Source organism: Cyclobacterium lianum, assembly GCF_900143075.1.
Classification (GTDB): Bacteria; Bacteroidota; Bacteroidia; order Cytophagales; family Cyclobacteriaceae; genus Cyclobacterium; species Cyclobacterium lianum.
The window spans coordinates 63,154-87,562 of record NZ_FRCY01000011.1 but is presented as its reverse complement, the minus strand read 5'-3'; the positions used below and the strand labels follow the sequence as shown (position 1 = coordinate 87,562).

The following is a 24,409-nucleotide window of genomic DNA, read 5'->3' as shown; positions in this document are numbered from 1 at the left end:
GTTACAAATATATAACCATGCTTTTCTAACGCAAAGATTTTAAAGCATGTTGTAATCTTTTTTTCTAAATATACTAAAATTTAAGCATTATTTACTAGAAAGCCAAATACTTGGGTCCATAACTTGCAGCCCTTTCCAGGTTTGAAAGTGCAATTCCGAAACCCCCTGATTGTCTGTATAGACAGTGCCTACAGTCGTGGAGGTATCGACTTCCTGACCTGACTTTACGGATATGGTTTTTAGCCGGCTATACATGGTATAAAACTCTCCATGCCTGATAATGATGGTGCCCCCCATTCCAGGCACGGTGGTAATTTTGGTGACCACTCCCGGAAATACTGCTTTTACGGGGGCATTGTTGTTGGTTTGAATATCCACTCCGTCATTGGTTTCCGTGATGCCTTTCAATGTAGGGTGCGGAAAGGTGCCGTATCTTCTGGAAATAAATCCGGATTCTACCGGCCAGGGTATTTTCCCGCGGTTATTCGCAAAGGAAGCCGACAAGGCGGCAGCCTTAGGTGCGGATGGCAGGCTCTCAGCTGGTTTAGCTGCATCTGGCTTTTCCGCTGCTTTTTCGGCCGCTTTGGCCAGCCGGATCTCTTCCGCTATTACCTGCTTGATCAGCCGGTTCAGCTCCTCTTGTTGCTTTTTGGTAGCGGCAATGTCTTTCCTCAGTTCTTCTTCTTTGTCACTCAATGAGCTGACGAGTTGTTGTTGTTCCGTTTTTAGTGCAGCCAGCGCTTTTCTCTGTTCCTGTTCCTGCTGAAGCACTGCCAGTTGGTCTGAGCGCTTTCGCTCTAATGCTACCTGGTTTTCTTCCAGTGCTGCACTTACGGATTTCATGCGGTCTACCTGTTTCTTTCTGGCATCGCTGTATTGCTTCAGATACCTTAGCCGCATGTAGAATTGTTTGAATGTAGCAGAGGAGAAGATAAAGGTGATGAGATTGATACCTTTGTTGAGTTTGTACGAAGTATAAATCATCTCTGCGTATTCTTTTTTCAGGGACTCTAATTCTGTTTCCAGTTGCCGGATCTGATTCGATGTCTGTTTGATTTCCTTGTTTACAATCCCAAGCTCCTTGTTTAAGGTAGCAATATAGGATTCCCTTGCCTCCAGTTTTTGGTTTACAGCCCTGAGTTCACTCAGGGAGTTTTGTTTTTGGGTGGTAGTTCTTTTTAAAACCGTGTCAAATTCCCGCAGCCGCTTCTGGATGGCTTCTTTTTCTCTTTCAAGTTGAGCCCTGTCAGCGGTAATCTGGCCGAATGCCGGAGAGAAAACTCCCAGCCAGGCAAACCCTACAAAAAACAGAAAAAAACAAAAGGTACAAGACCTGAAATTAAAAATTATATGGGAAACTGAGTGGGTCATCGGTGAGTTCTACTTTTACCATTTCTGCGTTCATGAAGAAATTGGTATTTGGTTTTTGTGGTAAGCTGAGGACCATTTTGATGATGGCCTGGTAGGGAAATGGCTGTCCGTTCAGATCCCTGAAATCCATATAGGACGCTGAGACGCTTCCGGACCTGTTTTTCGTCGCTTCGCTTTCCAGTTGAGACACTTTCCCATGTCCCGCATCGACCAGGGTTTTGTATTGAATGTTTTCGCGTTCCTGTCTTAACTCGAAAGTTTTACCTATTCTGATCAAACGATCCCGATAGCTGAATTCGTGTGGAATGTTGGCGAAAAGAAGGTTTTGAAAAAGAGAGAAGGAAAGAGGTACTCCGTATTTTTTCTGGAATTCTTCATAGCCCATGTCAATTTTCTGACCATTGATCCGGTCCCGGATTTTAATCTGATCCGTGCTGATATACCCTCTCACCGCTTCTATCCCCAGGCCGGGAGACATGTTAAACCAGATAATGCTGTCTTTTTTTGCCCTGATATTCAACGTGCCCTTGGTGATCTTGCCATCTTGCTCTTCAAGGGTGACCTTCCCCTTTGCTGTCAGGTAATTGTAATCCAGATATGAAGGTTCAAATTGCTCCATGACCGTGTCGCTGGTATAGGACATGGGCTTCCTGGCACAGGAAGCCGATAGTACACAGGCCAGAAGGAAAGCCACTAACTTAGCCTTACTCATAGTATGTTTTGTTTTTTATCTTGAGCGTCAGAAATTCAGAAGTCTCTTTCATTTCATTGGCCTTGTTCCAGTATTTCAGGGCAGCTTCTTTCTCTCCCAGTTTAAACAGGATGTCTCCATAGTGTTCAAGGATCACACCACTCGGTGTGTCCAGGTATTCGATGGCCTTTTCCATATACTTTCTGGCTTCTTCGTACCTGCCTAGCTGAAACAATACCCAGGCATGGGTGTCGAGGTAGGTGGCATTGTCAGGATAGCGGGATACCAATTTTGAAGACATATTGTAAGCCTTATCAAGCTCTTTTTTTTCCAGGGAGAGAAAATAGGCATAATTATTTAAAATATGCTCATTATTGGCATTTTGTGACAAAACTTTTTGATAGGCATCAAAAGCAGCGTCTTTTTCACCGAGCGCATAGAGGGCATCTCCCAGTTGTCCATTGGCCATTTGAGAGAGTTGAGAGTTTCTACCCGCATTCAGGTCAAGGGCTTTGTCCAGGGCAGTTCTGGCGGGTTCATGATCATTGGCACCCAATTGTGCCGTACCCAGGAAAAACCAAAATTCGGCTTTTTCAGGAAATACTTCAGTGGCCATTTCTGCCACCTCCACAATTTCGGCGAAAGGCTCCTGGTTCTCAAACATTAATGGAATAAGCTTCTGGTATACCTCCTCGTTGTCATTTTTGATCCGTATTGCTCTTATAAAATAGGCGATCGCCGGCCCGGTCGATTTATCTCTCAGTTTCCATTCACCTAGAGCTGTCAACACCAGGGGGTCATTCGGGTGATGTGTTTCCATGTACCCGCCCAGCGTGTCTAGTAGCTGGTCCCTGGAGTTGTTTTTTAGCTCTGAAAGGATTCCATTAAATGCCCTTACTTTTGTGTCGGCGTCCAGGTCCGGATTCCGAAAAGCCTCTTTGACAAAATTTCTGGATAGCTCCAGGTTACCCTTTTGCTTGTAAAGGGTATGGGCAGCCATTTTCAACTCCGGCTGATTGGGATAGCTTTTCAGGCTTTCCAAGACCAAATCCAAAGCCTGATCGGTTCTGTTGTTGTTAAACAAAATCTCTACCAAAGCCAGTATATACTGGGAATTGCCCGGATGGGCGGCTATCAGTTTTTCCCCTTCACTGATGGCCATTTCCAGGTTATTTTTCCGGAGGTATATCCTTTGCTTTTGGGCTGTGAGCTGCTCTACTATGCCATAGTACTCTTCCGCCTTGTCCAGTGCCTTCAGTGCTTTGTCAAATTCGTTGGAATTGAGGTAGATAGTAGCCAGGTCCAGGATGTAACGCTGGTAGTCCCCATCTCTTTCCATCAGATTCTCAAGCACTGCAGCAGCCTCTCCGTTACGGTTGAGTTTGGTGTAAATTTCAGCCATTTGCAAATGATAGAATTTATTTTCCGGATCCAGTTTCAGGGCTTGCTGGCCGAGCTCCATTGCTTTTTCCGGATTATTGGCCCGCATCATCATTTGCGATAATTTGAAATAAATGGCACTTTGCTGATCATCGAATTCCAGCGCTTTGTTGAAATAAAAATAAGCCTTTTCGTATTCTTCCAGCATCAGGTTTTTCTGTCCTTCAATAAACAGCCTGCTGGCCATCATCTCTTTTTTCTGCTCTTTCCGCTCTCTCCGGCTCATCTTTTCCTGGGCCACAGCACGTTCCTGTGCCAGCCCGGTGATGACGATTAAGGTAAAGAATAACCAGAATACTTTTTTATAATATTTACTCATTGTCTAAGGACTTTGGCTTAACAATCAATGGGAAAACGTTCCCGGCATACTTTGTGTTGCCATCAGGAAACTTCAGAAAAAAGAAAGTGTTGTCCATCAATTGATAAAGCTGGCTAATACAGATCGTCTTCTGTGATACAATAAACTTTTGCATTTGGTTCCCAAAGTCTTACCTGCCAGCTACTTCAGGCAGGACCTGAAACGACTACCTGCCGGTACTCCCGTATCCTCCCTGACCACGGGAGGTTTCAGAAAGTTGGTCCGTCGGGCTCCAACTGATTTGTTCATGTCTGGCGACCACCATTTGGGCAATTCGTTCTCCATCCTGAACGGTGAAATCCGTGTTGGAATTATTAATCAACAGTACTTTAATTTCGCCCCTGTAGTCAGCATCTATGGTTCCCGGGCTGTTGAGTACCGTTACACCGAATTTGTAGGCCAATCCGCTCCTTGGCCGTATTTGTGCTTCATATCCCTCTGGAAGTTCGATAAAAAGGCCGGTTCCGATCAACTGCCTCTCCAGGGGCCTCAAAACCACCGGAGTCGCGATGTTTGCCTGCAAATCAAGCCCGGCAGCAAGGGGGGTTTGATAAGCAGGGAGCGGGTGTTTGGATGCGTTGATTACGTTAATTGTCATGCTTTCGATTTGAAATGGATTGAAAAAGCGAATATAGTTCCTTTTTTTCCATCAGGAAAATAAGCATCAGAAAGAGCAGGAATATCCCATTCCGGAGGAAAAAATTCAAGAGCAGATCTCCTGAATCAAGAAAAAAGCCCGTATAACTGAATAAGAAGGAAACAGCAAGGTACAGGAGGCCTTTTTTGGTTTGGTAGGGTATGGGATAGTATTTCTGACCGGTGTAATAACACATGATCACCATGGTCAGGTAGCATGCCAGGGTACTCAGGGCCCCACCGATAAAACCCCACACGGGCACAAGGGTAAGGATCACCACAATAGTAACTACCGCACCTGTGAAGGTAATATAAAAGCTGTATTTTGTCTGGTCGGTGATCTTAAACCAGATGCTCAGATTGTAATAGACGCCGAGCAAAAGATATCCCATCAGGAGAATGGGCACCATAGAAAGGGCAATGGAATAGCCTTCTGCCTGAAAAAAAAGCTTTCCGATAAGGTGAAGGTTTACCGCCACTGCCACCATAAGGCTGGAACAAAATATGATAAACCAATGCATGACCCGGGCGAATAACTGCGGATTGTTTTTGTTTTCGGCCTGCTGGAAAAAGAATGGCTCTGCCGCATATTTGAAGGCTTGTATGATCAGACTCATCAGTATGGCCAGTTTAAAATTGGCTCCGAAGACACCTCCGGCTTCTCTGGGACTGAGATGCGGGTAGAAACCGGCGGGTAGCGCATGTTCGAACAATCCCCTGGAAAAAACTTCATTGGTCACTCCCGCCAGGCCCATAAACAGTAAGGGCAGCGCATAATGCCACATGGGCAGCAGGATTTTCTTATTGAGCTCAAATTTCCAGCCAGCTACCAACTTCCACAATAGAGGGAGAATTAGAAAATTGGCCAATACATTGGACAGTAAAATGTAATCAACCCCCCAGTCGGGGCGAAACCATGCAGCGACACAGGGCTGCAGTTGCCTTAAAATATCCCCCTCAGTGATATGATAGGCAACAACGATAAAAATAATATTGAAGCTTACATTTAATACAATATTCAGCAATTTGAGCAAGGCAAACGCGAGTGACTTTCCTTCCAGCCGCAGCTTTGCAAAAGGAATGGCCATGACAGCATCTATGGCTAAAATCATGGCGGCCCATTGAAACAAATGGGGTTTTCCCTGAAAATCAAAAAGCTGGCTGAGTGGAGTGGCGAAAAGATACAGCAATGAACCAAGTGCAACAGCCACGAAAAAGACCAGGGATTGGGCGTTTTGATAGACCTTTTGAGGAGGCAAGCCTTTACCTGTGGCGAAGCGGAAATAGGCCGTTTCCATACCGAAGGTAAACACCACATTCAAAAAAGCAATCAGGGCATACAGCATGGTAAAAGAGCCCAAATCTTCTTTTGCCAGATAACCGGTATATAGGGGAACGAGCAAAAAATTGATCGTTTTGCCCAGGATACTACTGATGCCATAGATGGCCGATTGCCCGGCTAATTTTTTCAACAGGCCCATAAAAAATAAAAAAGGGGACTATTCCCCTTTGAAATTAGGTTTTCTTTTTTCAAGAAAGGCTTTTGTTCCTTCTCTGTAATCCTCTGATTTGACACAGCGGGCAAAGCTGTTGGCTTCGATCTGATACCCGTTTTCATCGCTTGCATATACGGCGTTCACGCAATCTACGATCATCCCTATAGACAAAGGAGCCTTACTCATGATCTTTTTCAAAATTTCTTCGGCCCTGGCTATGGCGAGATCCTTGGTAGCTTCTACATGATTTAACAGGCCCAGGGTCCGGGCTTCATCTACATCGAGCATATCGCCGGTCATAAGGATTTCCGTTGCTTTGGTCCTGCCGATCAGGTGGGTCAATCTCTGCGTACCTCCATAACCTGGAATAATACCCAGATTGACCTCGGGCTGTCCAAACTTGGCATTGGCGGTAGCTATTCTCATGTGGCAGGCAATGGCCAATTCACAACCGCCCCCCAAAGCATATCCATTGACCACCGCAATCACTGGTTTATGGCAGGATTCAATGATCTCGAAAACTTCCTGGCCGAATTCAGCAAATTTTCTGGCATTGAGTTCATTGAGTTCAGAAATTTCGTTGATATCTGCACCCGCTACAAAGGCCTTTTCCCCGGCTCCGGTGATGATCACGCCCCTTATCGCCTTATTGTCATTTACTTCGTTGAAGATATTTTTCAATTCCTCCAGCGTGCTAAAATTCAAGGCATTGAGCTTGGGTTCTCTGTTGATGGTCAGGTAAAGTATTCCATCTTTGGTTTCGGAAAGAATATTTTTTTGTTCCGCCATTCCAATTCTTCAATGTTAAGCTCCAAATATACGAGGCGCACAAACAATCACAAAAGAAACAGATAAAAATCATGTGCTAACAAAAAGGTGAATTTGATAACATCACCAGTAAAATGCATTTGATATCTCTAAAAATTTATTTTGTAAAATAAAAGGCTGATCGGGTAGATACGCTGCGACGGGTATGCGTTAAACTTATTGCGCTGTACATCATGGCATTTCATTACAGTTTTTAGAATTAAAGGGGGTATGAAATGTTTGCGTACCAATATTTCCTATTTTTGTACTATCTTATTCAAAATTTAAATTCAACGTCAATCCTTATGTCCGAAAAAAGAAAAATAACAGTTGCCTATGGAGATGGTATAGGCCCGGAAATCATGAAAGCGACATTGTCCATACTGGAAAAAGCCGGTGCTGCCATTGAGACAGAAGTTATTGAAATCGGCGAACAGGTTTATTTGAAGGGAATCAGTTCGGGGATTGAGCCCAATGCATGGGATTCTCTCCGCAGTACCAAGGTATTTCTAAAATCGCCTATCACCACGCCTCAGGGTGGAGGTTTTAAGAGTCTGAATGTGACCACCAGAAAAACCCTGGGTTTGTACGCAAATGTACGCCCTTGCAAAGCATATGCGCCATTTGTCAGGACCCATTTTCCGCAGACAGACATGGTGATCATTCGGGAAAATGAAGAGGATCTGTACGCTGGTATCGAACACCGGCAGACGGATGAGGTATACCAATGTTTGAAATTGATTTCCAGGCCGGGAAGTGAAAAAATCATCCGGTATGCTTTCGAATACGCGCGGATGAATAACCGCAGGAAAGTCACCTGTATGACCAAGGACAATATCATGAAACTGGCAGACGGACTCTTCCACAGGGTATTCAGGGAGGTGGCCAAAGAATATCCAGAGATCGAAACGGACCATAAAATCATCGATATAGGTACCGCACTGATTGCGGACAAGCCGGAGATGTTTGACGTGATCGTAACCTTAAATCTGTACGGAGACATCATTTCCGATGTAGCCGCTCAGATCACGGGATCGGTAGGTCTGGGAGGATCCGCCAATATAGGAGAAGAAGTGGCCATGTTTGAGGCGATTCACGGCTCCGCACCTGATATTGCCGGAATGGATATCGCCAATCCCTCCGGCCTGCTCAATGGGGCAGTCATGATGCTGGTCCATATCGGGCAGCCGGAAGTCGCAGAAAGGATCAGCAACGCCTGGATGGCCACGCTGGAAGACGGGATCCACACAGGAGATATTTACCGGGATGGTATCAGCAAAAAGAAAGTGGGTACGCAGGAGTTTGCCGAGGCGGTGATAGAAAGGCTTGGCAGGGCACCCAAAAATTTAAAGAAAGCGGATTTTGCCAAAGAAGTACGCAGCGAGGAAGAAACCAGGAAGGCTCTGGCACTGAGGGAGGTAAAACCTGCAGAGAAAGTCCTCATTGGCCTGGATGTATTTATCGATTGGAAGGAGGCAAACCGGAATGCCAATACCATCGGGAACAAACTCAGGAAAGTAGATGCGGACGGATTGAAAATGCAATTGATCACCAACAGAGGGGTAAGGGTTTATCCAGATGGAATGAAGGAAACGTTTTGCTCAGACCACTGGCGGGTAAGATTTTTCAATGCGGACGAGACGGCCATTTCCCATGAACAGGTCATCGAAGTACTGCGGCAGGTAAACCAGCTTGGGTTTGATTTTGTGAAGACCGAGCATTTATACACCTTTGACGGGGAAAGAGGTTTTTCTCTTGCTCAGGGAGAATAGTCCACAGATAGAGCTAGTACATGGGCCACTTTGGCCTTCATGTTATTGTTTTGGTATGAAACGGGTCTTGATCATCACCTATTACTGGCCGCCAAGTGCAGGTTCTGGGGTACAGCGATGGCTGAAATTCACGAAATTTCTGCCCGAGTTTGGCTGGCAGCCGGTCGTGTTTACGCCTGAAAACCCAGATTTTGGCCTGTCTGACTCCACGCTTGAAAAGGAGGTAGCACCAACTACGGAAGTATTGAAATTTCCGATTTGGGAGCCGTATCAACTATTCAGGTTGGCTAAAGGGAAAAAGCTCAAAGATACCGGTGTCATTCTGGGGCAGAAAAACCCCTCCATGCTGGACCGCCTTGCTGTCTGGATGCGGGGTAATTTGCTGATCCCTGATCCGCGGGTGTTCTGGGTGAAGCCGTCGGTAAAATTTCTTGCAGACATCTGCGGCCAGAATAATTTCAGCGCCATCATTACGACGGGGCCTCCACATAGCATGCACCTGATTGGGCGCAATTTAAAGCGGAAAACGGGGCTGCCCTGGTTGGCAGATTTTCGGGACCCCTGGTCCGAATGGGAATTTCTGGACACCCTGAAGCTTACATCGGGAGCCAGAAACAAACACCGGCAATTGGAGGCATCGGTTTTCCGGGAGGCGGATGTACTGAGCACCATTTCTCCTACCTTTGCTGCTGAGATGGGAGAATTGGCGGATAGAAACATTCAGTTAATTACCAATGGCTTTGATCCCGATGACCTGCCCGCTGATTTTCAGCAACACAGACCTGAAACGGCATTGCTTGAAATCGTCTATACCGGGGTGATTGACTCCATAAGAAATCCCCTGCCTTTTTTACATGCCCTCAAAGCGGTATTCGGAAAGGAACAGGGAATCGTACGCCTGACATTTGTGGGAAAGGTAAGTTCACAGGTACTGGCCGCGATTAAAAAGGACGATTGGCTGGAAAGACACGTAGTGCTAACCGGTTACCTGAGTCATTCGGAGGTGTTTGCCCATTACAAGAAGGCAAATGCCCTGCTACTGATACTCACGCAGACCAAAAATGCCAAAGGAAATATACCCGGGAAGCTTTTTGAATACATGGCCACAGGACGACCAATAATTGGTCTGGGAGATCCTGGCGGAGACGCAGCGGCCATTATCCGAAAAGCCGGGGCGGGAATTGTTTTTGCCCACGAAGACCTTGAAGGCCTTTCGCGACATTTGTCAGCATTGAGGTATCAGAATCCCCCGGAAAAGAGATCAGGGGCGAAGCTGGAGCTATTTCATCGAAGAAACCTTACCGAAACGCTGGCAAAACTGCTGGAGAAAATGGTGAGGAGCAAGGCTGCCGTTCATTTGCCAGACCGGTAAACCCAGCGCCGGATAGCAGATCGCAGCCAGGATTCTGCCTCCGGAGCAGCCTTCATCCAATAGCTCAGCGTCAGGTACATTCCTGTCACCAGCCCGCTACGCAAGACCAGATCTACAATCACCCATTCGAAAACCGGCAGTAAAAAGTAGGACACCGCCCAGCTCAATGCTGCAGCAAGGGCGACCAGAAATACCCCCGGAGTGAAGGGATTGAATCCCAACTTTATTTTAACATACAGAAATTTGATCAGATTGTAAAGGAACATGGCCAGGAGAGAGGCAAGGGCTGCACCTTCAATCCCAAATGGGGGGATTAATAGCAGGTTGAGCAGGATTACGGTAAGGGCCATGAGTAAGGTAGCCGTGATGTTGAAAACGTAAAAGCGTGAGAAAACGATGATTTCTCCGTTCACAGAAAACAACACATCGCTGAGTTTGCCCAGACCGATAAGCAATACCACCCATCGGCCTGCTTCATACACGTGGCGATTGGGAACAAAATGGTAGAGGGTGTCAATATTGACCCATATCAGTAAAAACACCAGCGCACAAACCAGTAGTTGGTTGACCGCAATTTTTTTATAGAGCTCGTTGATTTCTCCGAGGCGGTTGGTAGCAAATTTTTCGGAAATAACAGGCATTGCTACCTGGGAAATGGCCCTGCGGGGCATTTCGATCACTACTGCAATGGAAAAACCGATGGTGTAGATGGCATTGGCTTCCAGTCCAATCATGGAGCTGACCATCAGGCTATCAATTTTCATGATCAGCAGGGCTCCGGCAGTACCGAGCATGGTGATGATGTTGTACTTCAAAAAGTCTTTCTTCAATTTGCCAGGTATATTTTCCCAATCAAATTGAATTTGGAAGATGCCGGCTTGTCGCATGTAAAACACCATGCTTGTCAGAGTGAGCAGATAGACCAATGCTATTCCCCAAATCATGAGGGGAAAGGAATAAAGGTGCAAAAAATACCCGATCACCAGCAAAGCCATTAGCAGTCGCAGCAGCACATCACGTATCAGCGAAGGAATGGCGATTTTTAAAAATGACCGGCTGAAGGCTTCCAGAAGGGTATTGAAAACCGATAGAAATGTGATGAGCAATGCTACCTGGATGTATGCGATTACTTCGGGAGATTTTTCCACAAATGCAGCGCTGATGGGTGTTTTGAAGAGCAGGAACACCAGCAGCAATACGGTGTAGCCGACGAAACCCGAACAGAGGCTGAAAGTAAGAAAAGAATACTTTTGAGCTTTCACCTGCGGGAAAAACCGGGTGATGCCATTGGCTATGCCCATCTGAGCAAAGGGCGTCATGAGCAATGCCATGTCTTGTATGGTTTTAAACAGACCAATTTGCCCGGGTTCAAGCACGTAGGGCAGTAGCCAAAGCAGGTTGAAATACCCAATCACCACGCCCAAATAGGACGAGATGGTGGTCAGTATGCTTTGTTTGGCGATTGTACTCAAGGGGATGTAAAACGATGGCGAAAACCTGGAAGCAAAGGTACCCGATATGCTGCAAATTCGGATCAAATTCGGGGTTTTTTCCGATTTCTGTTTTTACTAGAAATTTAATTCAAATGTGAATTAGAAAAAAGTAAAAATATATTATTATTGTACTTCCAATTGTTTTGTATGGTATTCGTTTTTTTAAGGTGAAGATGGTATGGAGAGGCTATTTTTAAAATCTTTTGTTTTTCTTTTTTTTATTACAAGTCATGAATTGTTTTCTCAAGTTAGAATTGATTTTTCAAAAAGAAGTCCAGTTGAGTCAGCCTCTAGAACTACTTATAATATAAATGGTGATTTCGCCATGATAGGCAATACCAATATGACTTTATTGGATTATGAGGAAGATTTAATGAATGATGGGATGATGGTATATGTAGATGTAGATACTGATCCTGAAACCTTCAACAGCTCTTCAGCGACACTAATTTATTCAAACGAGAATGAAGCCACCAGAAATTGCACGAGGGTATTATTTGCAGGGTTATATTGGTCTGGAAGGGGACCATCTCATACTATTTTTGAGGTGACAAAAGATGGTGTCACGAGACAATTTGATAAAAGGAAGATAAAATTGAAAGGGCCTGGCCAGCAGGAATATGTCGAGCTGCAAGCGACAGATGATGAGATCAGGTATCCAACTTCTCTCACCGCTGACCTGGGCTTATTCGTAGGCTACAGGGACGTAACTGACCTGGTACGGAATTGGGGAGAGGGCGACTATACAGTTGCAGATATTGGCCTGGTAGAAGGCACAAATTATCACTACGGTGGCTGGGGCATGGTGGTGGTGTATGAAAACCCATCCATGAAAAGGCGAGACATTTCGGTTTTTGATGGATATGCCTTTGTAAGAGGGCAAGGAGCAGCATCATATGACATACAGGTTTCAGGATTGTCTGCCATACAAAAGGGAGATGTAAATGTTAAAGTGGGGGTAATGGCAGGGGAGGGAGATGTTGGTGCCGATGGAGACTACTTCGCTATAGAAAGGGGAGAAGGTAGCAATGATTTTTTGAGATTAAGTCATGGTAATAACCAGGTTAATAATTTCTTCAACTCCTCAATATATACTGGAGGTAACCCCAGAAACCCGGAGTTAAAGAATAATACTGGAATGGATATCTCTGTTTTTGAAATTGATAACAAGGGAAATGCTATCATTGGAAACAATCAAAGCAATACCCAATTCAGGTATGGATCGACCTGGGACGTGTATGTGATTTACAATATAACTATGGCCATTGATGCTACTGACGTGGAGGTAGAAACTTTTCATGAACTTCTTTCAGTTAATGGAAATGAAGTAAACGGGCCAAAAACAAATATTTTTCCCGGCGACGAATTGAAAATTCGAGCAACAGTTAGAAACCGGGGTGACGTTACCATCGACCATTCAAGGATCGAAATTCCGCTTCCAGATGGTTTATTATTTTTGGATGCTAGCCCAAATCTATTGGTTGATCAATATAATAATGGAGAATTTGAATTTCTTGCGGAGGCAGGGGCAGGTGGAAAGATTATTTGGGAAATGGGACATTTGCCGGTAACAGAAAACAAGGATGAGGAATTGGCTTTCGTTGACTATACTTTGCGTGTTACAGATGATTGTGAGCGACTTTTCGCAATTTGCGAAGAGACATTTGAGATTGACGGGCTATTGTTTGGTGTTAATACACTGTCCCAGTCTCCCCTTGATCCGACATCATTTGTCTCTGATACGATACTGTCAGAAGAATGTTTGTCTCGGAATATCAAGGGGCCTTTGGCGTTTGATCTGGACGTTAATACCTATTTAGCTGAAAAATGTGGTTGGGATTTTCAAAACCTGAAGATCCCTGTTTGTGCTTCAGAAAACGATAGTGTACAAGTTGGAGATCTCTACGAATATTTCCCGGAAGGCACGCTGTTTTTTAAAAATCCTCCTGCTGGATATGATGAGCCTGCCTTGGACGTTGATCAATATCTTTCTATGGACCAGGATGAATTATCGGTATATGCGACACCTAGCCTCGGAAAGGAGTGTTTCCGGGAGATTAAGTTAATCAGAAATACCTTATCACTTGTGCCATGGGTAAACAGAAAGGTAGATTGCCAACAGGTGGATGAAAACGAAATTGGAGTGGAGGTGTCTGGAGGGATAGCCCCTTTTTCTTATTTGTGGAATGATGCTACCAATTCGACAAGCTCTACTTTGACAAATGTCGATGCAGGTGAATACAAAGTAATTGTGACAGACGCTTTAGGATGTAAGATTGAAACGTCGGTGATCCTACCTGACTATCCGGTTTTTTCTCTGGAAATTCTTGAGGAAGAGAGTATTCTAAATCTGGGTTGCAATCAGGAAGCCGACGGAAATATTGTTATCGCCGTAGAGGGGGAAAATACACCATTTGTCCTTTCGGTTTCTGGTCAGGGCAATGAAGGAACTGCCCTTTCAGAACAGATTGTTATTCCCTCGACTGGACTCCATGAAATATCAGATTTGAAAGGTGGTATTTATACGCTGGACCTGGAAGATTTGAATGGCTGTACAGTCAGGAAAACTGTTGAGATAATCCAAATAGAGCAGGTAGATTGGGAAGCTGATTTCACATTTAATTCCAGTTCCTATTCTGAATCTGGTATCTTATATCAGGATTCTGAAATTCAGTTTTTTGGTAATGCGGGTTCAGGACAGAACCCTATGTACTTTTGGGATTTTGGAAACGGTCAACATAGTACAGCGCAAAATCCAAGCATGAATTATCAGGAGAGCGGGCATTTTTTGGTTCGACTCCAGGTAACAGATGAAAATGGCTGTACTGCCATGTACGAAGAGTTTTTGGAAATCTCTGGGTTTTTTATCCGCGTCCCCACCGCTTTTAGTCCAAATGGAAATAACTCAAATGAATATTTTTTTCCAGTTTTTTCTGAATTGACGAACATCCAGTTCTGGGTATTCAACCGCTGGGGAGAGCTACTCTATTTTACCTCCGACATCCACAGTAGGGGATGGGATGGCAGGCACGAGGGTATAGAGATGCCTGTAGGAAATTATCTTTACAAAATTACTTATAGCAACAAAGAAGTGGCAGATAGCCAACTCGCAGGGTCTTTTACCTTATTGAGATAGTCATTCAGGAAAGGCAACCACATTGGAAAATTCAGAAATTAACATACTTCTTATAGGGTCTAATTTACCCCTAAGCCCGATTTTGAATAATTTATAATTGCGATCCTTGAGAAATTCCAATATTTCTAAGGTCTCATAACCGGCGGCCTCACATGAAGTCTGATTGACTTCGGTGATAATGACAGGTTTGAATTTTTTTATGGTTCTTTCTGCGCCCCGGAGAACATGCAACTCAGCACCTTCCACATCTATTTTTAAACAATCTACGGCCTGTAAATTCAAAATTTCCACTTCCTTGTCCAGTGTCGAAAGCTCGATTTCATTGAGGAAAATGTCATGCTCTTCTGATGGGAACATGCTGTTGACTCCCTCATTGATTCCCGATTTCGTGTAAAGTTTAAGTTTACCAGGGGCATCCGATAGTCCCATTTTTCGGGCAATAGCAACCTGCTTATATTCAGGGTTCAGCCCGAGATTTTCTTCAAGATGCCTGAATAACCGCTCAGACGGTTCATAGGCAATTACTTTTCCCTGAGGCCCAACCTTCCGAAGTCCCCAAAGCGTATATTCACCCTGGTTCGCCCCAACATCAATAAAAGTAGCTCCCTTTTGCAGCACACGTTCCAATACAAATAAAGGGGCCCAATCGTGAGCTCCCCTCCAGAAGATGGCATTTCCCATGCCTTTTGTGATATCGACCTTAAAGGTGATCCCTCTAAACCGAAAAGTTCTCCAGTCAGGACTGCCTTGGGTACTGCAAAACCTGTTTTTCACGAATTGGACAATGAAATATCCGCCGGGAACCCGATAAAGCTCTCGGGTTAAAATGCTTAGAAAGGCTTCAATTCGGTTGCTCATAATTGTTGAGTAGCGTGGAAAGTGTTTCTTTGCGACGCGTAAGTGAGTAGTTTTTTATAATGTGCCGCCGTGCTTTTCGGGAAATTTCTTCTGGCTTGCTTAATGATAACAGTTGCTGGATGGCTTGTAGCAACATTGTCCTATCCTTTTTTTGCAAAATAAGGCCATTGCCAGCAATGATTTTGGGGATGTGGTTTGCGGATGAACCTATAGGGATACATCCCGAAAGCATGGCTTCTGCCAGGGCACATCCAAAACCTTCGAACGTAGATAGCTGCAGGTAATACCGACTACTGCGATAAGCGTTCGACAATTCTTGCTGAGATAATTTACCTAAAAACTGCAGATTGGGGGGTAGCGGTTTTTGCAGAGCATTCAATCCTGCAATTTTAAAATCAAGATCGGGGCGCAGCCAGGCTATTTCTTCGATAATATCTCCGCCTTTCAGTCTATACTGAGCAGCCGACATAACCGCTAGAAAGGTATTAGGAGGTTTTTTGGTAAATGCTTCGTACGGCCATAATTTGTGGTCAAAGCCATTGTATACTGCCGTAACGGGCGTTTTGATATCCCGAAAGTGGTAGTGAATGCCCTGAGATTTGTGGATAAGGACCGGATCAAAATCCAGGAAGACATTGCCCAGTGATTCACTGACTGGCAATAAACGACTTGCATGCTGGTAAGATATCTTACAGGCCCATTTTAATAATGGTAACCTCAGACTCCCATAGTTTAATTCAGGAATTGAAGCGCAGTCTGTTCCATGCAAGATGATGAATGAGGGTTTTCTGAACAATTTCCCCAAAAGTACCGGCCATACAGACCAGTAGCCTCCAAAGCTGGTAAGCAATACATCTACTCTAAATAGATTAACAAACACGGAAAAAAATTGAATAACAAAAAACGCTGGGGCCAGAATTTTATGCTGCCACGGATAATTATTGATTCGTATACTGAAGTTTTCTCTTAAAATCTGTATATCACTCAGGACAAATGAAGGAAAAAATGGGGTAACGAATAGTACCTTCTTTTTTTTCATGCCTGTTGTATTTTTTTACCTTCCACATATAATCCCGCAATTACCAACAGCAAAACAGCGTATTGAAATATGGCCGAGAATGTCCTGTTTCGATAATAGCCGGAAGGCTCAAATTCCATCTCCACCTTTACCTCACCACGGGGTAGCACCAGTCCACGCAGCAAATAATTTACCCGGTGGATCTTTACTGCGTTCCCATTCACCCTTGCCTGCCAGCCCTCCGGGTAAAAGATCTCAGAGAAAACTGCCAGACCCTCCTCTTCTACATTGCCGGAGTAAACCAGCTTCCCGGGTTCGCTGCTGTCCAGGTTCAGGCTCCCGCTTCCGGTGGGTAGCGCTTCAGCAGATGCAGCAGCATTGTAGGTGGCCTCCTTTTTTGTGTCCAGGCCGGCAAGCGCTCGGATTTCTTCTTCGTTTTCACTTACTGCAATGATTTTTTCGGGAAACCAGGCAGCTCCATTGGCTTGCGGATTCTGGAAAACAGCGTTTTCCGCACGCCCAGCCATAATGTATCGGGTGTTGAGCATGTTCAATACCGGTATGCCGGCATAATCAAAATTACCTTCCTGCGCTTTCTGTACAAAGGCACTGATTTCGGGTTGCAGTACCCGCTCGATCAAATCCTGGTAGCGGCTCATTTTGGCACCGTGATAGCCCCCTATACTGTGAAACCTATAGCTCGTCCGTGCATCGTTAAAGGGATTTTGCAGGTTCAATACCCTGAAATAACCCTCATCCTGCATGATCTTTTCATCGGCCGGACTGGCGGCAAAATGCTCCTCACTGGGGCTTTCGCTGAAGCTATCCTGATCCAGATACCGGCCATTGATTCCCCACAAGTCAACGAGTAATAGCAAACCGGTTGCCACGATGGCATATTCTGTTTTTAATTTTCTGTAGAGGGCAAGACCCAGCAGTACCGCGGCCGCCCCGATGAAAAGCAGGCTGCGTAAAGTGTCTGCATGGAGTAAACTTCTCCGGTCTGTTTTCAATGCGGCCTGCAACCAGTCGGGATAGCTGCTAAGGTTACCGCCAAAGCCTGACATGTATGCGGAAATCAATGCCAGCAGCACCAAACCACCGGTAATGCCCAGAGCTTTAAAGAAGGTAGCTTTGGTTTTAATGCCTTTTTCCTCCGAAAATAATCGTTCCAGACCCAAAGCCCCCAGAATGGGGATAACCAGCAAGGTGATGCCAAGTGCCATGGATACCGCCCTGAATTTGTTGTAACCGGGCAGGTAGTCAAACAGAAAATAATTGAACCATTCCAGATTTTTGCCCCAGGACAGCATCAGCGTAATCAGGGTCATGACAAGCAGTACATTCCGGTATAGCGGGGTTGCGAACAATATGCCCAGAACAAAAAGGAAAATCATGATCGCCCCCCCGTAGATAGGACCACCGGTGAAGGGCTGATCCCCCCAGTAGGAAGGCGCATTGTTGACAAATTGATTGACTTGCCGGGCCTCCATGCCCTGGCTTCTAAGGGCCTGCTCTGCGGCGGAATTATCCGGCAGGGCCTGTTGACTGGCGCCTCCCAGGTAATTGGGAATCAGCAGCGTAAAGGTTTCCAGCTTGCCACTGGACCAATTGAAGGCATAGGTCCGGTCCAGGCCGGAGTCATTTTCTTCTGGTAGTGGCAGGTTACGTTCTCCCCTGATAGAATACTGTCCATATTGCAGCACCGTAGACAGGCGGGCCAGATTACCAAGTCCTCCCAGCATGGCCGCTGCAAGCAGCAGGGCGGTAATTTTGCTGAATTGGATCAATTGCTTTTCCCGGATGGCCTTTATCAGCTGGCCTGCTCCGTATATCAATACCAGGATCAGGCTGTAGTAGGTGATCTGCAGGTGGTTAAATTTTAGCTGAAGCAATACGGCCAGTGCAGTGAGACTCAGGCCAAGAAATTTTTTGTTGGTAAATGACAAATGTACCCCTGCCAATAGCAGGGGAACGATGCAGACCGACCATATTTTGGCATTGTGGCCGGCCTCAAGACTCAGGAAATTAAAGGTATTGAAGGCAAACGCCCAGGCTGCCAGCGCAGCTATAGCCGGCCGTACCTTAAATCCCATCAGCAGCAGGTACATGGAAACCATCCCGAAGAAAAGTCCGCTGATCGGATGTGGTAGGCCCAGGGTCAATACCTTGATCAGCGTATTGGTGATATCTCCTTTTGGGTCCAGGTGTATCAGGTAGGCGGGCATCCCTCCAAACATACTGTTGGTCCATAGGGCCTCTTCTCCCGTGCGCTCCCTGTACTCAAGCAATTCTTTCGCGGATCCTTCCCATTGCAGGATGTCCGACTGAAAAATCATTTTTCCCTCAAATACAATCGGAGAAAAATACAAGATCACTATCAGATAAAAAGAGAGAATGGCTAAAAAATGGGGCAATACAGCTTCTTTTAGGTTAACATTCATGATCCGGGGTATTGGTCTTTGGTCTGCTATGTACTATGGGTTGCAAATTAAGAAAAATCAGTGGATTAATAAGTTAACCGATGGGATAAGCTCAGGAGGCAAACCGCTAAAATGCCCTTTGGGTAGGTGTTTTTAACCATTTATTATTGATGTAATATCCCAATGAGAATTCATGGCTGTTGTTGCGGTAGTTGTTATTGCTGTTGAGATTAAAATCATATGCATAGCCAAAACGAACTTCATCCGTAATAAACAAGTCAAACAGTATGGCCAGCGCCGTTCTGTTGGACGGCAGGTTACCAACATCTATATTCCCTTTTCGCAGCGAAGACCTGTAGGCCGCACCCAGCCAAAACTGTTCGTTCAGCAGAAACATGGTGTTGATATCGTAACTGCTCGGGCCTTTGAGATCTTCCCTTATCAGAATAGATGGTTTAAATGCCAAACCGTCAGAGAGTGGCAGCAAACCTCCTGCCTGAAAATAGAAATGATAGTTGTTGGTAGCAAGTGCCAGGTCGCTGTTTTTCAGGCTGTTTTGTCCCAGTAGATTAAAGGCGCTCAATCCCGAAAAGAATTTCGGACTGTGATAGAAGAGGCCTGCGTTGAGGTTAGGCGTAAACGCATTGAGCCGGCCCTGTGGTATTCCGGGGTCAGAAGGATCATCCGGCTGGAGTTTTCCTGCATCAAGTACATGTTCCGATACACCGGAACTCAGGCCAAGGCCCAGAAAGCTATCTTGTGTAAGCCGCACTTTATAGGCATAGGTAAGCAGGAAGGAATGGGTTTTGTATGGACCCAATTCGTCAGCTATGATTGACAGGCCATAGCCCATGGTTTCCTCCAGATTGCCCATATCTGCAGATATGGAAATTGTATTGGGAGCACCCGGAAAGTTCATAAACTGGCTCCGGTAGGTGGCTTGTACAAATGGATCTACCTTGTACCCGGCATAGGCTGGGTTAATGTGCAAGGCATTGAAAACATACTGGCTGTACTGGGGCATTTGCTGCCCTTTCGCAGGATTTTGGAACAAAACAAATCCGGCAAATGCTGTTAGTAAATATGTGTAATTGGAAAAATTCATTGTTGCTATTTGATCACCTGCACCCAACCTTTGTACTCCTTTTCATTTCCTTGTGAATCCATACCCTTCACCTGATAATAATACGTCCCGGCGAGCAAACCTGCCGCATCCCAGTCATTCTGATAGTCTTCTGCAGCGAAGACCAGATCTCCCCACCGGTTAAAGATCAGCAGCGCTACCTGTTCAAACTTATGGCTGGCCTCAATGACAAAGGTATCATTCCTGCCGTCAAAATCCGGTTTGATTACATTGGGAATAAATAGTGACAAAATATTCTTCTCGGCAATTGCTGTATTGTTTTCTGGTTCGGTATCTACACCCTGACCGCTTACCTCCGCTCTGTTTCTGATTCTTCCGTCTCGTAATGCCTTTACCGTAAGTGAGATATCCAGGCTTGCACCTACCGGGAAGGAGGAGATTTGCCAGGCAAGTACCTGACCCTCCCTACTGAAGACGGGATCCTCAGCCAGGCCGGCATTGATGGTGTTTGCACTGAGATATTGCAGTCCCTGGGGTAAAAAATCTACGATCCGCACATTGTCGGCAGCATCGAGTCCATTGTTTCCGACCCTGATTTGATATACAAAGTTGTCTCCATCCCTTACTGGTTCTGCTGTGGCTGTTTTGCTGACGGACAGATCAATCATTTTTGGCCTTACCTCCAGTGTTTCACTGGAAATGGTTTCGTCAAAATTTTCTACCCTTCCCCGAACCTGGTTGGTATAGCTCCCTTCCTCCGCAGCCAAAACGGACAATTGAAACACCAGGGTTTCTTCCGGGGCCATTTGAGGGATGATCCAGGTGTCATCCTCGGAGGGTTCGGGTGTGGCAGACAGAAGGATCAGGCCTTCCGGCAGGATCTCCCTGAGAGAAAGCGATGGAATAGCAAAGATACTGTTGTTGGTTACCTCAATGGTATAATCCACAATTTCGCCGGCCACTGCCTGCCTGCGATCTACGGTTTTTTGTATCTCCAATTCTATACCCACCACTTCTATCCGGATTTCCGCTTCATCACAATTTCCCGGGACATCGGATTGGCAAAGCCTGTATTCGAGAATGTAGGTGTTTGGAGGGGTGTCTTCCGGAATGCTGAAAACTCCATTTTCATCCAGGGAATACACGAGCTGCTGCGCATTTCCGGCTTCATCACGAATCGACAGGACAGAGACAGCCACATCCTCTGGCTGTGCAGGTAGCATTTTCAGGCTATCGTTTTCGAAGATCGATGGGAGCAGGTTGTTTTCAAAATTGATCAAAGGTCCAAAAGTATCGTCATTGGCCTGGATCCTGGCTACTTCTATAGTCAGCGTGACCTCATTGCTGAGAAAAGTGCCACAGGCATCATCGGTGGTTATTCGCCGAAACCGCGTATCTTTTAACAGAGGGGGAGGTAGAAAATCCTTATTGGTGGCTCCACCGATGCTGGTCCAATCACCATCTTCAGGCTTGATTTCCCATTGGAAAGTGTAATTGCCCGATCCGCCTTCTGGACTTTCTCCGATCAGTATTTCCGGCACTTCCATTTGATATAAGGTTTGATCCTCTCCTATTCCATACGAAACAAGCTCGGGATATACGTTTACCTGCACTGCCAGCCGCCTGTCAGAGGGGCATCCGTCCACTGTCTGATCGGCATAGTAGGTTTGACCGTCTGTAAGAGCCTCCTCCACAGGTAGAGCGGTACCGCCTTCAGGAGAGAGAAACCACCGTATGGCTTCTCCGGTAGCAGAGAGTGAGCCAATCGTGTATTCACCAGGCATACAAAATTGCTGGAGTGGCTCCCCCTGTGGTGGCGGAGGTACATTGCTCAGATTGATGGTAACCCGTGTAGACCTTGCTCCCGAGCAAATGCCCGTGACGTTGTATTCAAAGGTATAGCTACCGGCCGAAAGTGTCGTTGTGGCCCAGGTATTGCCAATCAGGGCACCACTATCGGAAATCTCCTCCCAGGTGCCATAGTCACTAAATGGTCCATCTAGATAGTCAAACAAGTCGATGATCTCCCCCTTACACACGGTCGCCACTTGCCCTTCTCCGGGCTCAGGGTTTAAGCTGTCTTCATCTATGGTAAATTCAAGGGTTTCGTTCAGGCAGGACTCCGGATTGCTGTCATTGAGCCTCACGCCATATACTCCCTCATGGGTGGCAAGATTAAATGGAGAAAATTCCAGGCTTGGACCTGTACTGAGTATCACATCCGGATTAGCTACATTAAACCATTCGAAATCCAGAAAATCCAGGTTTTTGACAGAAAGGCTTCCATTTTCTCCTTCACACAGATTTTCCGGAATGATTTTGGGTAAATTTTCGCCCCTTATCTGGACGGTGGTATTGGTTAGGTTGCCACAGTTGTCTTCCAGTTGCAGGCGGTACCTGCCTGCCTCAAGGTTTTTAAAGAGGGGGTCTTCTCCATTGTCTATTTCAAATGGCAAGCCATCTCTTTCTACTATTTTGAAATTGATAGGTGGGTAGCCGGAAGCACTGACAGAAAGTTCATAATTTCCCTCTACGCACTGAAAGGTGTTGATACTGCTGAATGTGCTTCGCTCCTGGATTTCAAATTGATCCAGCGTTTCGAGGCAATAGTTAAACGAAGGCTCATTGGGCACAATATCCTGGCCATTTTTCCAGATCCTGATCGATTTTACCAGTCTCAGTTCCCCATGGTAACTCAGATTGATGTTATTTGCCCGATTTACAAGCAGAATGGCATTTTCACCCGTCAACTCCTCTCCCAGCTGGTAAGCCCGGCCGGTTTCAGGATGGACCCATTCTCCTGTGGTGGGGTCAAATTTCTGTATGCCAAAACGCGTAGTTTGATTTTCGTCCAGATTGTCCTGATGGTCCAGACTTAGATTAAAGGAACCGCAGTTTTCGTCGACTCCGATCTCATTTTTGATGGTGCTTACTCCCGAAACGGTTACCTGAGTCTCATGCTCGGTATCGCAGGTCGTATAAGACACAAATTCATAATTCCCTGCAGGCAGGCTATTCATGAAAAATCTTCTGGGATCATTTTGACTGATGTTTTCAGACAGGTCTATTGGATATTGATTGGAGTAAGCCTCCGGACCAGCGACCATTTCTATCCGTGTAAACTGATAATCAAAACTATTTAATTGCAAAGAACCGGTACTCGGGCCACAACCTTTGTATACAGTGGTTGCTGGCCCTGACAATAAATCTCGAAACTCCTTCGAAAACTCGGCTGTATTGCCACAGGCATCTTCCACCATAAAGGTGTATTGTCCAAAGGGAATGGGCATTTCTTCTGATCCAAAAAATATGTTTTCTTCCTCAAATGGTCCGGGGTAGGCTTCATTATACAGAGACGGATCAAAATCGTCGGGATATTCTGAAAAATTGATTTGAAAGGGGGGAACAAAATTAAGGGGTTTGACTGATAATCTCCGTTGTCCACAAGGGCCGGCACCCCAAAGCACGTCTTCCGATATTTGTAGCGTTCGATTGATGAGGTTGTCTTCCAGGATTGCGATTTGGTCGCAATTGTCTGTGACCTGAAGATCATAACTGTATTCCTCGCCAGGATAGAAGGGAATGATTCCCATTAGCATTACCTCTGAAGCAGCTCCCTCGTCTACTTCTACCTGGATCTCTTGTTGCTGTCCATCGGGTAATTGCACAGTAAACAGCACTGCCAAAGGGTAGGCAATTTCGGCTCCGGCGACCCTCAGCAAATGCCCCACAGCAATTTCTCCGCAGCCGGCCAGGGTCGGTTGAAATTCCTGTATATCTGGGTCCAGCACCATTTCGGACTTTCGGATTTCGAAAGACTGGGAAAGTCGGTCTCCACATTCGTCGGTCACTACTACAGTATAACTTCCGGCAGGAATATTTTCAAACAGGGGACTATCCTGGGCCGGGCGCTGCAGGTCTCCACGGAGTTCGTATGATAGGGGATTTCCCGCGTCGGTGATTACCTCTATATGGCTCAAATCATTTTCACAGAGACCTTCTGAAAGAATGGTAAAAGACAGACTTTCAAATGTAGACATGAGATTGGCCTCGGCGGAGATCTCCTGCGGCTCTCCCTCTACGCTGTATCTGGCGGTTACCCGGTAGGAGCCTTCGATCAATCCGGTAAAGCGCCCCGAGCTATTGCTGGCAAGGACAGCAGACTCAGGTAACAGGTACAATTCGAACAAGAGATCGGCCGGATTCGCTACATTTTCAAGCACAGCCGAAATTTCTCCATTGCCAGGGCAGGAAGGTTGTTTCAGATCCAATCGAAGTACCGGTGCTTGCTGCCCTGCCGTATCAAGAGTGAAAAAAAAGCAGAACGTCAAAAAAAGGATCAATCCCGGAAGAATCGGCTTTATGTTTTCTATTCTAAATTTCAATGTCATTGATGCATTATTGCTGTCTTTTCTATTGCTGAGAAGTGCAGAACATGATTTCGTTGCCTGACT

The 24,409-nt window shown here is 45.7% G+C and carries 15 protein-coding genes; 3 read left to right on the top strand and 12 right to left on the bottom strand.

The genetic code is table 11. From position 1 onward, the window contains the following. Positions 1-87: 87 nt before the first annotated feature. The 6 genes from BUB19_RS16780 to BUB19_RS16755 all read right to left on the bottom strand — a co-directional run bounded on the left by BUB19_RS16780 (position 88) and on the right by BUB19_RS16755 (position 6,781). Positions 88-1,371 (bottom strand): murein hydrolase activator EnvC family protein, encoded by a 1,284-nt coding sequence (locus tag BUB19_RS16780; protein WP_073095902.1) that lies wholly within the window; start codon positions 1,369-1,371, stop codon positions 88-90. Continuing rightward, positions 1,340-2,083: a lipoprotein insertase outer membrane protein LolB1 gene (locus BUB19_RS16775; protein WP_073095900.1), complete on the bottom strand. Its 744-nt coding sequence runs from the start codon at positions 2,081-2,083 to the stop codon at positions 1,340-1,342. The genes BUB19_RS16780 and BUB19_RS16775 overlap by 32 nt, the downstream gene beginning before the upstream one ends. Beyond that, positions 2,076-3,821 carry a tetratricopeptide repeat protein gene (locus BUB19_RS16770; protein WP_073095897.1) on the bottom strand — a complete coding sequence of 582 codons (1,746 nt, stop codon included), beginning with the start codon at positions 3,819-3,821 and terminating at the stop codon, positions 2,076-2,078. The genes BUB19_RS16775 and BUB19_RS16770 overlap by 8 nt, the downstream gene beginning before the upstream one ends. 205 nt (positions 3,822-4,026) lie before the next feature. Continuing rightward, on the bottom strand, positions 4,027-4,458 hold the full coding sequence (gene dut, locus BUB19_RS16765; RefSeq protein WP_073095895.1) for a dUTP diphosphatase: 432 nt from the start codon (positions 4,456-4,458) through the stop codon (positions 4,027-4,029). After that, positions 4,448-5,977, bottom strand: coding sequence for a lipopolysaccharide biosynthesis protein (locus tag BUB19_RS16760; protein ID WP_073095893.1), 1,530 nt, complete (start codon positions 5,975-5,977; stop codon positions 4,448-4,450). The genes dut and BUB19_RS16760 overlap by 11 nt, the downstream gene beginning before the upstream one ends. 18 nt (positions 5,978-5,995) lie before the next feature. Beyond that, positions 5,996-6,781: an enoyl-CoA hydratase/isomerase family protein gene (locus BUB19_RS16755; RefSeq protein ID WP_073095891.1), complete on the bottom strand. Its 786-nt coding sequence runs from the start codon at positions 6,779-6,781 to the stop codon at positions 5,996-5,998. A 323-nt stretch (positions 6,782-7,104) separates the two neighbouring features. Between BUB19_RS16755 and BUB19_RS16750 the strand changes: the two genes are divergently transcribed. Both BUB19_RS16750 and BUB19_RS16745 read left to right on the top strand, forming a co-directional pair. Then, positions 7,105-8,571, top strand: a complete 1,467-nt coding sequence (locus tag BUB19_RS16750; protein ID WP_073095889.1) for an NADP-dependent isocitrate dehydrogenase — start codon at positions 7,105-7,107, stop codon at positions 8,569-8,571. Positions 8,572-8,626: 55 nt separating this feature from the next. Next, positions 8,627-9,943 (top strand): glycosyltransferase family 4 protein, encoded by a 1,317-nt coding sequence (locus tag BUB19_RS16745; RefSeq protein WP_073095887.1) that lies wholly within the window; start codon positions 8,627-8,629, stop codon positions 9,941-9,943. On the opposite strand, the gene BUB19_RS16740 is transcribed toward BUB19_RS16745, so the two are convergent. Continuing rightward, on the bottom strand, positions 9,925-11,481 hold the full coding sequence (locus BUB19_RS16740; protein WP_245802883.1) for an oligosaccharide flippase family protein: 1,557 nt from the start codon (positions 11,479-11,481) through the stop codon (positions 9,925-9,927). The genes BUB19_RS16745 and BUB19_RS16740 overlap by 19 nt on opposite strands. A 280-nt stretch (positions 11,482-11,761) precedes the next feature. Between BUB19_RS16740 and BUB19_RS16735 the strand changes: the two genes are divergently transcribed. Then, a complete protein-coding gene (locus tag BUB19_RS16735) occupies positions 11,762-14,572 on the top strand; it encodes a T9SS type B sorting domain-containing protein (RefSeq protein ID WP_178371519.1) in 2,811 nt (936 codons plus the stop codon). On the opposite strand, the gene BUB19_RS16730 is transcribed toward BUB19_RS16735, so the two are convergent. The 5 genes from BUB19_RS16730 to BUB19_RS16710 all read right to left on the bottom strand — a co-directional run bounded on the left by BUB19_RS16730 (position 14,573) and on the right by BUB19_RS16710 (position 24,346). Further along, positions 14,573-15,430: an FkbM family methyltransferase gene (locus BUB19_RS16730; protein ID WP_084097400.1), complete on the bottom strand. Its 858-nt coding sequence runs from the start codon at positions 15,428-15,430 to the stop codon at positions 14,573-14,575. It abuts the gene before it with no gap. Continuing rightward, a complete protein-coding gene (locus BUB19_RS16725; protein WP_245802882.1) occupies positions 15,414-16,310 on the bottom strand; it encodes a glycosyltransferase family 4 protein in 897 nt (298 codons plus the stop codon). Before BUB19_RS16725 ends, BUB19_RS16730 begins: the two co-directional genes overlap by 17 nt. A gap of 155 nt (positions 16,311-16,465) precedes the next feature. Beyond that, positions 16,466-18,892, bottom strand: a complete 2,427-nt coding sequence (locus BUB19_RS16720; RefSeq protein WP_073095881.1) for a hypothetical protein — start codon at positions 18,890-18,892, stop codon at positions 16,466-16,468. 106 nt (positions 18,893-18,998) lie between these two features. Next, positions 18,999-19,976 carry a PorP/SprF family type IX secretion system membrane protein gene (locus BUB19_RS16715; RefSeq protein WP_073095879.1) on the bottom strand — a complete coding sequence of 326 codons (978 nt, stop codon included), beginning with the start codon at positions 19,974-19,976 and terminating at the stop codon, positions 18,999-19,001. Positions 19,977-19,981: 5 nt separating this feature from the next. Continuing rightward, positions 19,982-24,346: a T9SS type B sorting domain-containing protein gene (locus BUB19_RS16710; protein ID WP_073095877.1), complete on the bottom strand. Its 4,365-nt coding sequence runs from the start codon at positions 24,344-24,346 to the stop codon at positions 19,982-19,984. Positions 24,347-24,409: the final 63 nt, after the last annotated feature.

Bases quoted from the DNA above. Each gene is read 5' to 3' on its own strand.
- BUB19_RS16760 (WP_073095893.1), bottom strand. From the start codon at position 5,977: ATGGGCCTGTTGAAAAAATTAGCCGGGCAATCGGCCATCTATGGCATC.
- BUB19_RS16710 (WP_073095877.1), bottom strand. From the start codon at position 24,346: ATGACATTGAAATTTAGAATAGAAAACATAAAGCCGATTCTTCCGGGA.
- BUB19_RS16730 (WP_084097400.1), bottom strand. From the start codon at position 15,430: ATGAGCAACCGAATTGAAGCCTTTCTAAGCATTTTAACCCGAGAGCTT.
- BUB19_RS16775 (WP_073095900.1), bottom strand. From the start codon at position 2,083: ATGAGTAAGGCTAAGTTAGTGGCTTTCCTTCTGGCCTGTGTACTATCG.
- dut (WP_073095895.1), bottom strand. From the start codon at position 4,458: ATGACAATTAACGTAATCAACGCATCCAAACACCCGCTCCCTGCTTAT.
- BUB19_RS16745 (WP_073095887.1), top strand. From the start codon at position 8,627: ATGAAACGGGTCTTGATCATCACCTATTACTGGCCGCCAAGTGCAGGT.
- BUB19_RS16735 (WP_178371519.1), top strand. From the start codon at position 11,762: ATGATAGGCAATACCAATATGACTTTATTGGATTATGAGGAAGATTTA.
- BUB19_RS16780 (WP_073095902.1), bottom strand. From the start codon at position 1,371: ATGACCCACTCAGTTTCCCATATAATTTTTAATTTCAGGTCTTGTACC.
- BUB19_RS16750 (WP_073095889.1), top strand. From the start codon at position 7,105: ATGTCCGAAAAAAGAAAAATAACAGTTGCCTATGGAGATGGTATAGGC.
- BUB19_RS16715 (WP_073095879.1), bottom strand. From the start codon at position 19,976: ATGAATTTTTCCAATTACACATATTTACTAACAGCATTTGCCGGATTT.
- BUB19_RS16755 (WP_073095891.1), bottom strand. From the start codon at position 6,781: ATGGCGGAACAAAAAAATATTCTTTCCGAAACCAAAGATGGAATACTT.
- BUB19_RS16720 (WP_073095881.1), bottom strand. From the start codon at position 18,892: ATGAATGTTAACCTAAAAGAAGCTGTATTGCCCCATTTTTTAGCCATT.
- BUB19_RS16770 (WP_073095897.1), bottom strand. From the start codon at position 3,821: ATGAGTAAATATTATAAAAAAGTATTCTGGTTATTCTTTACCTTAATC.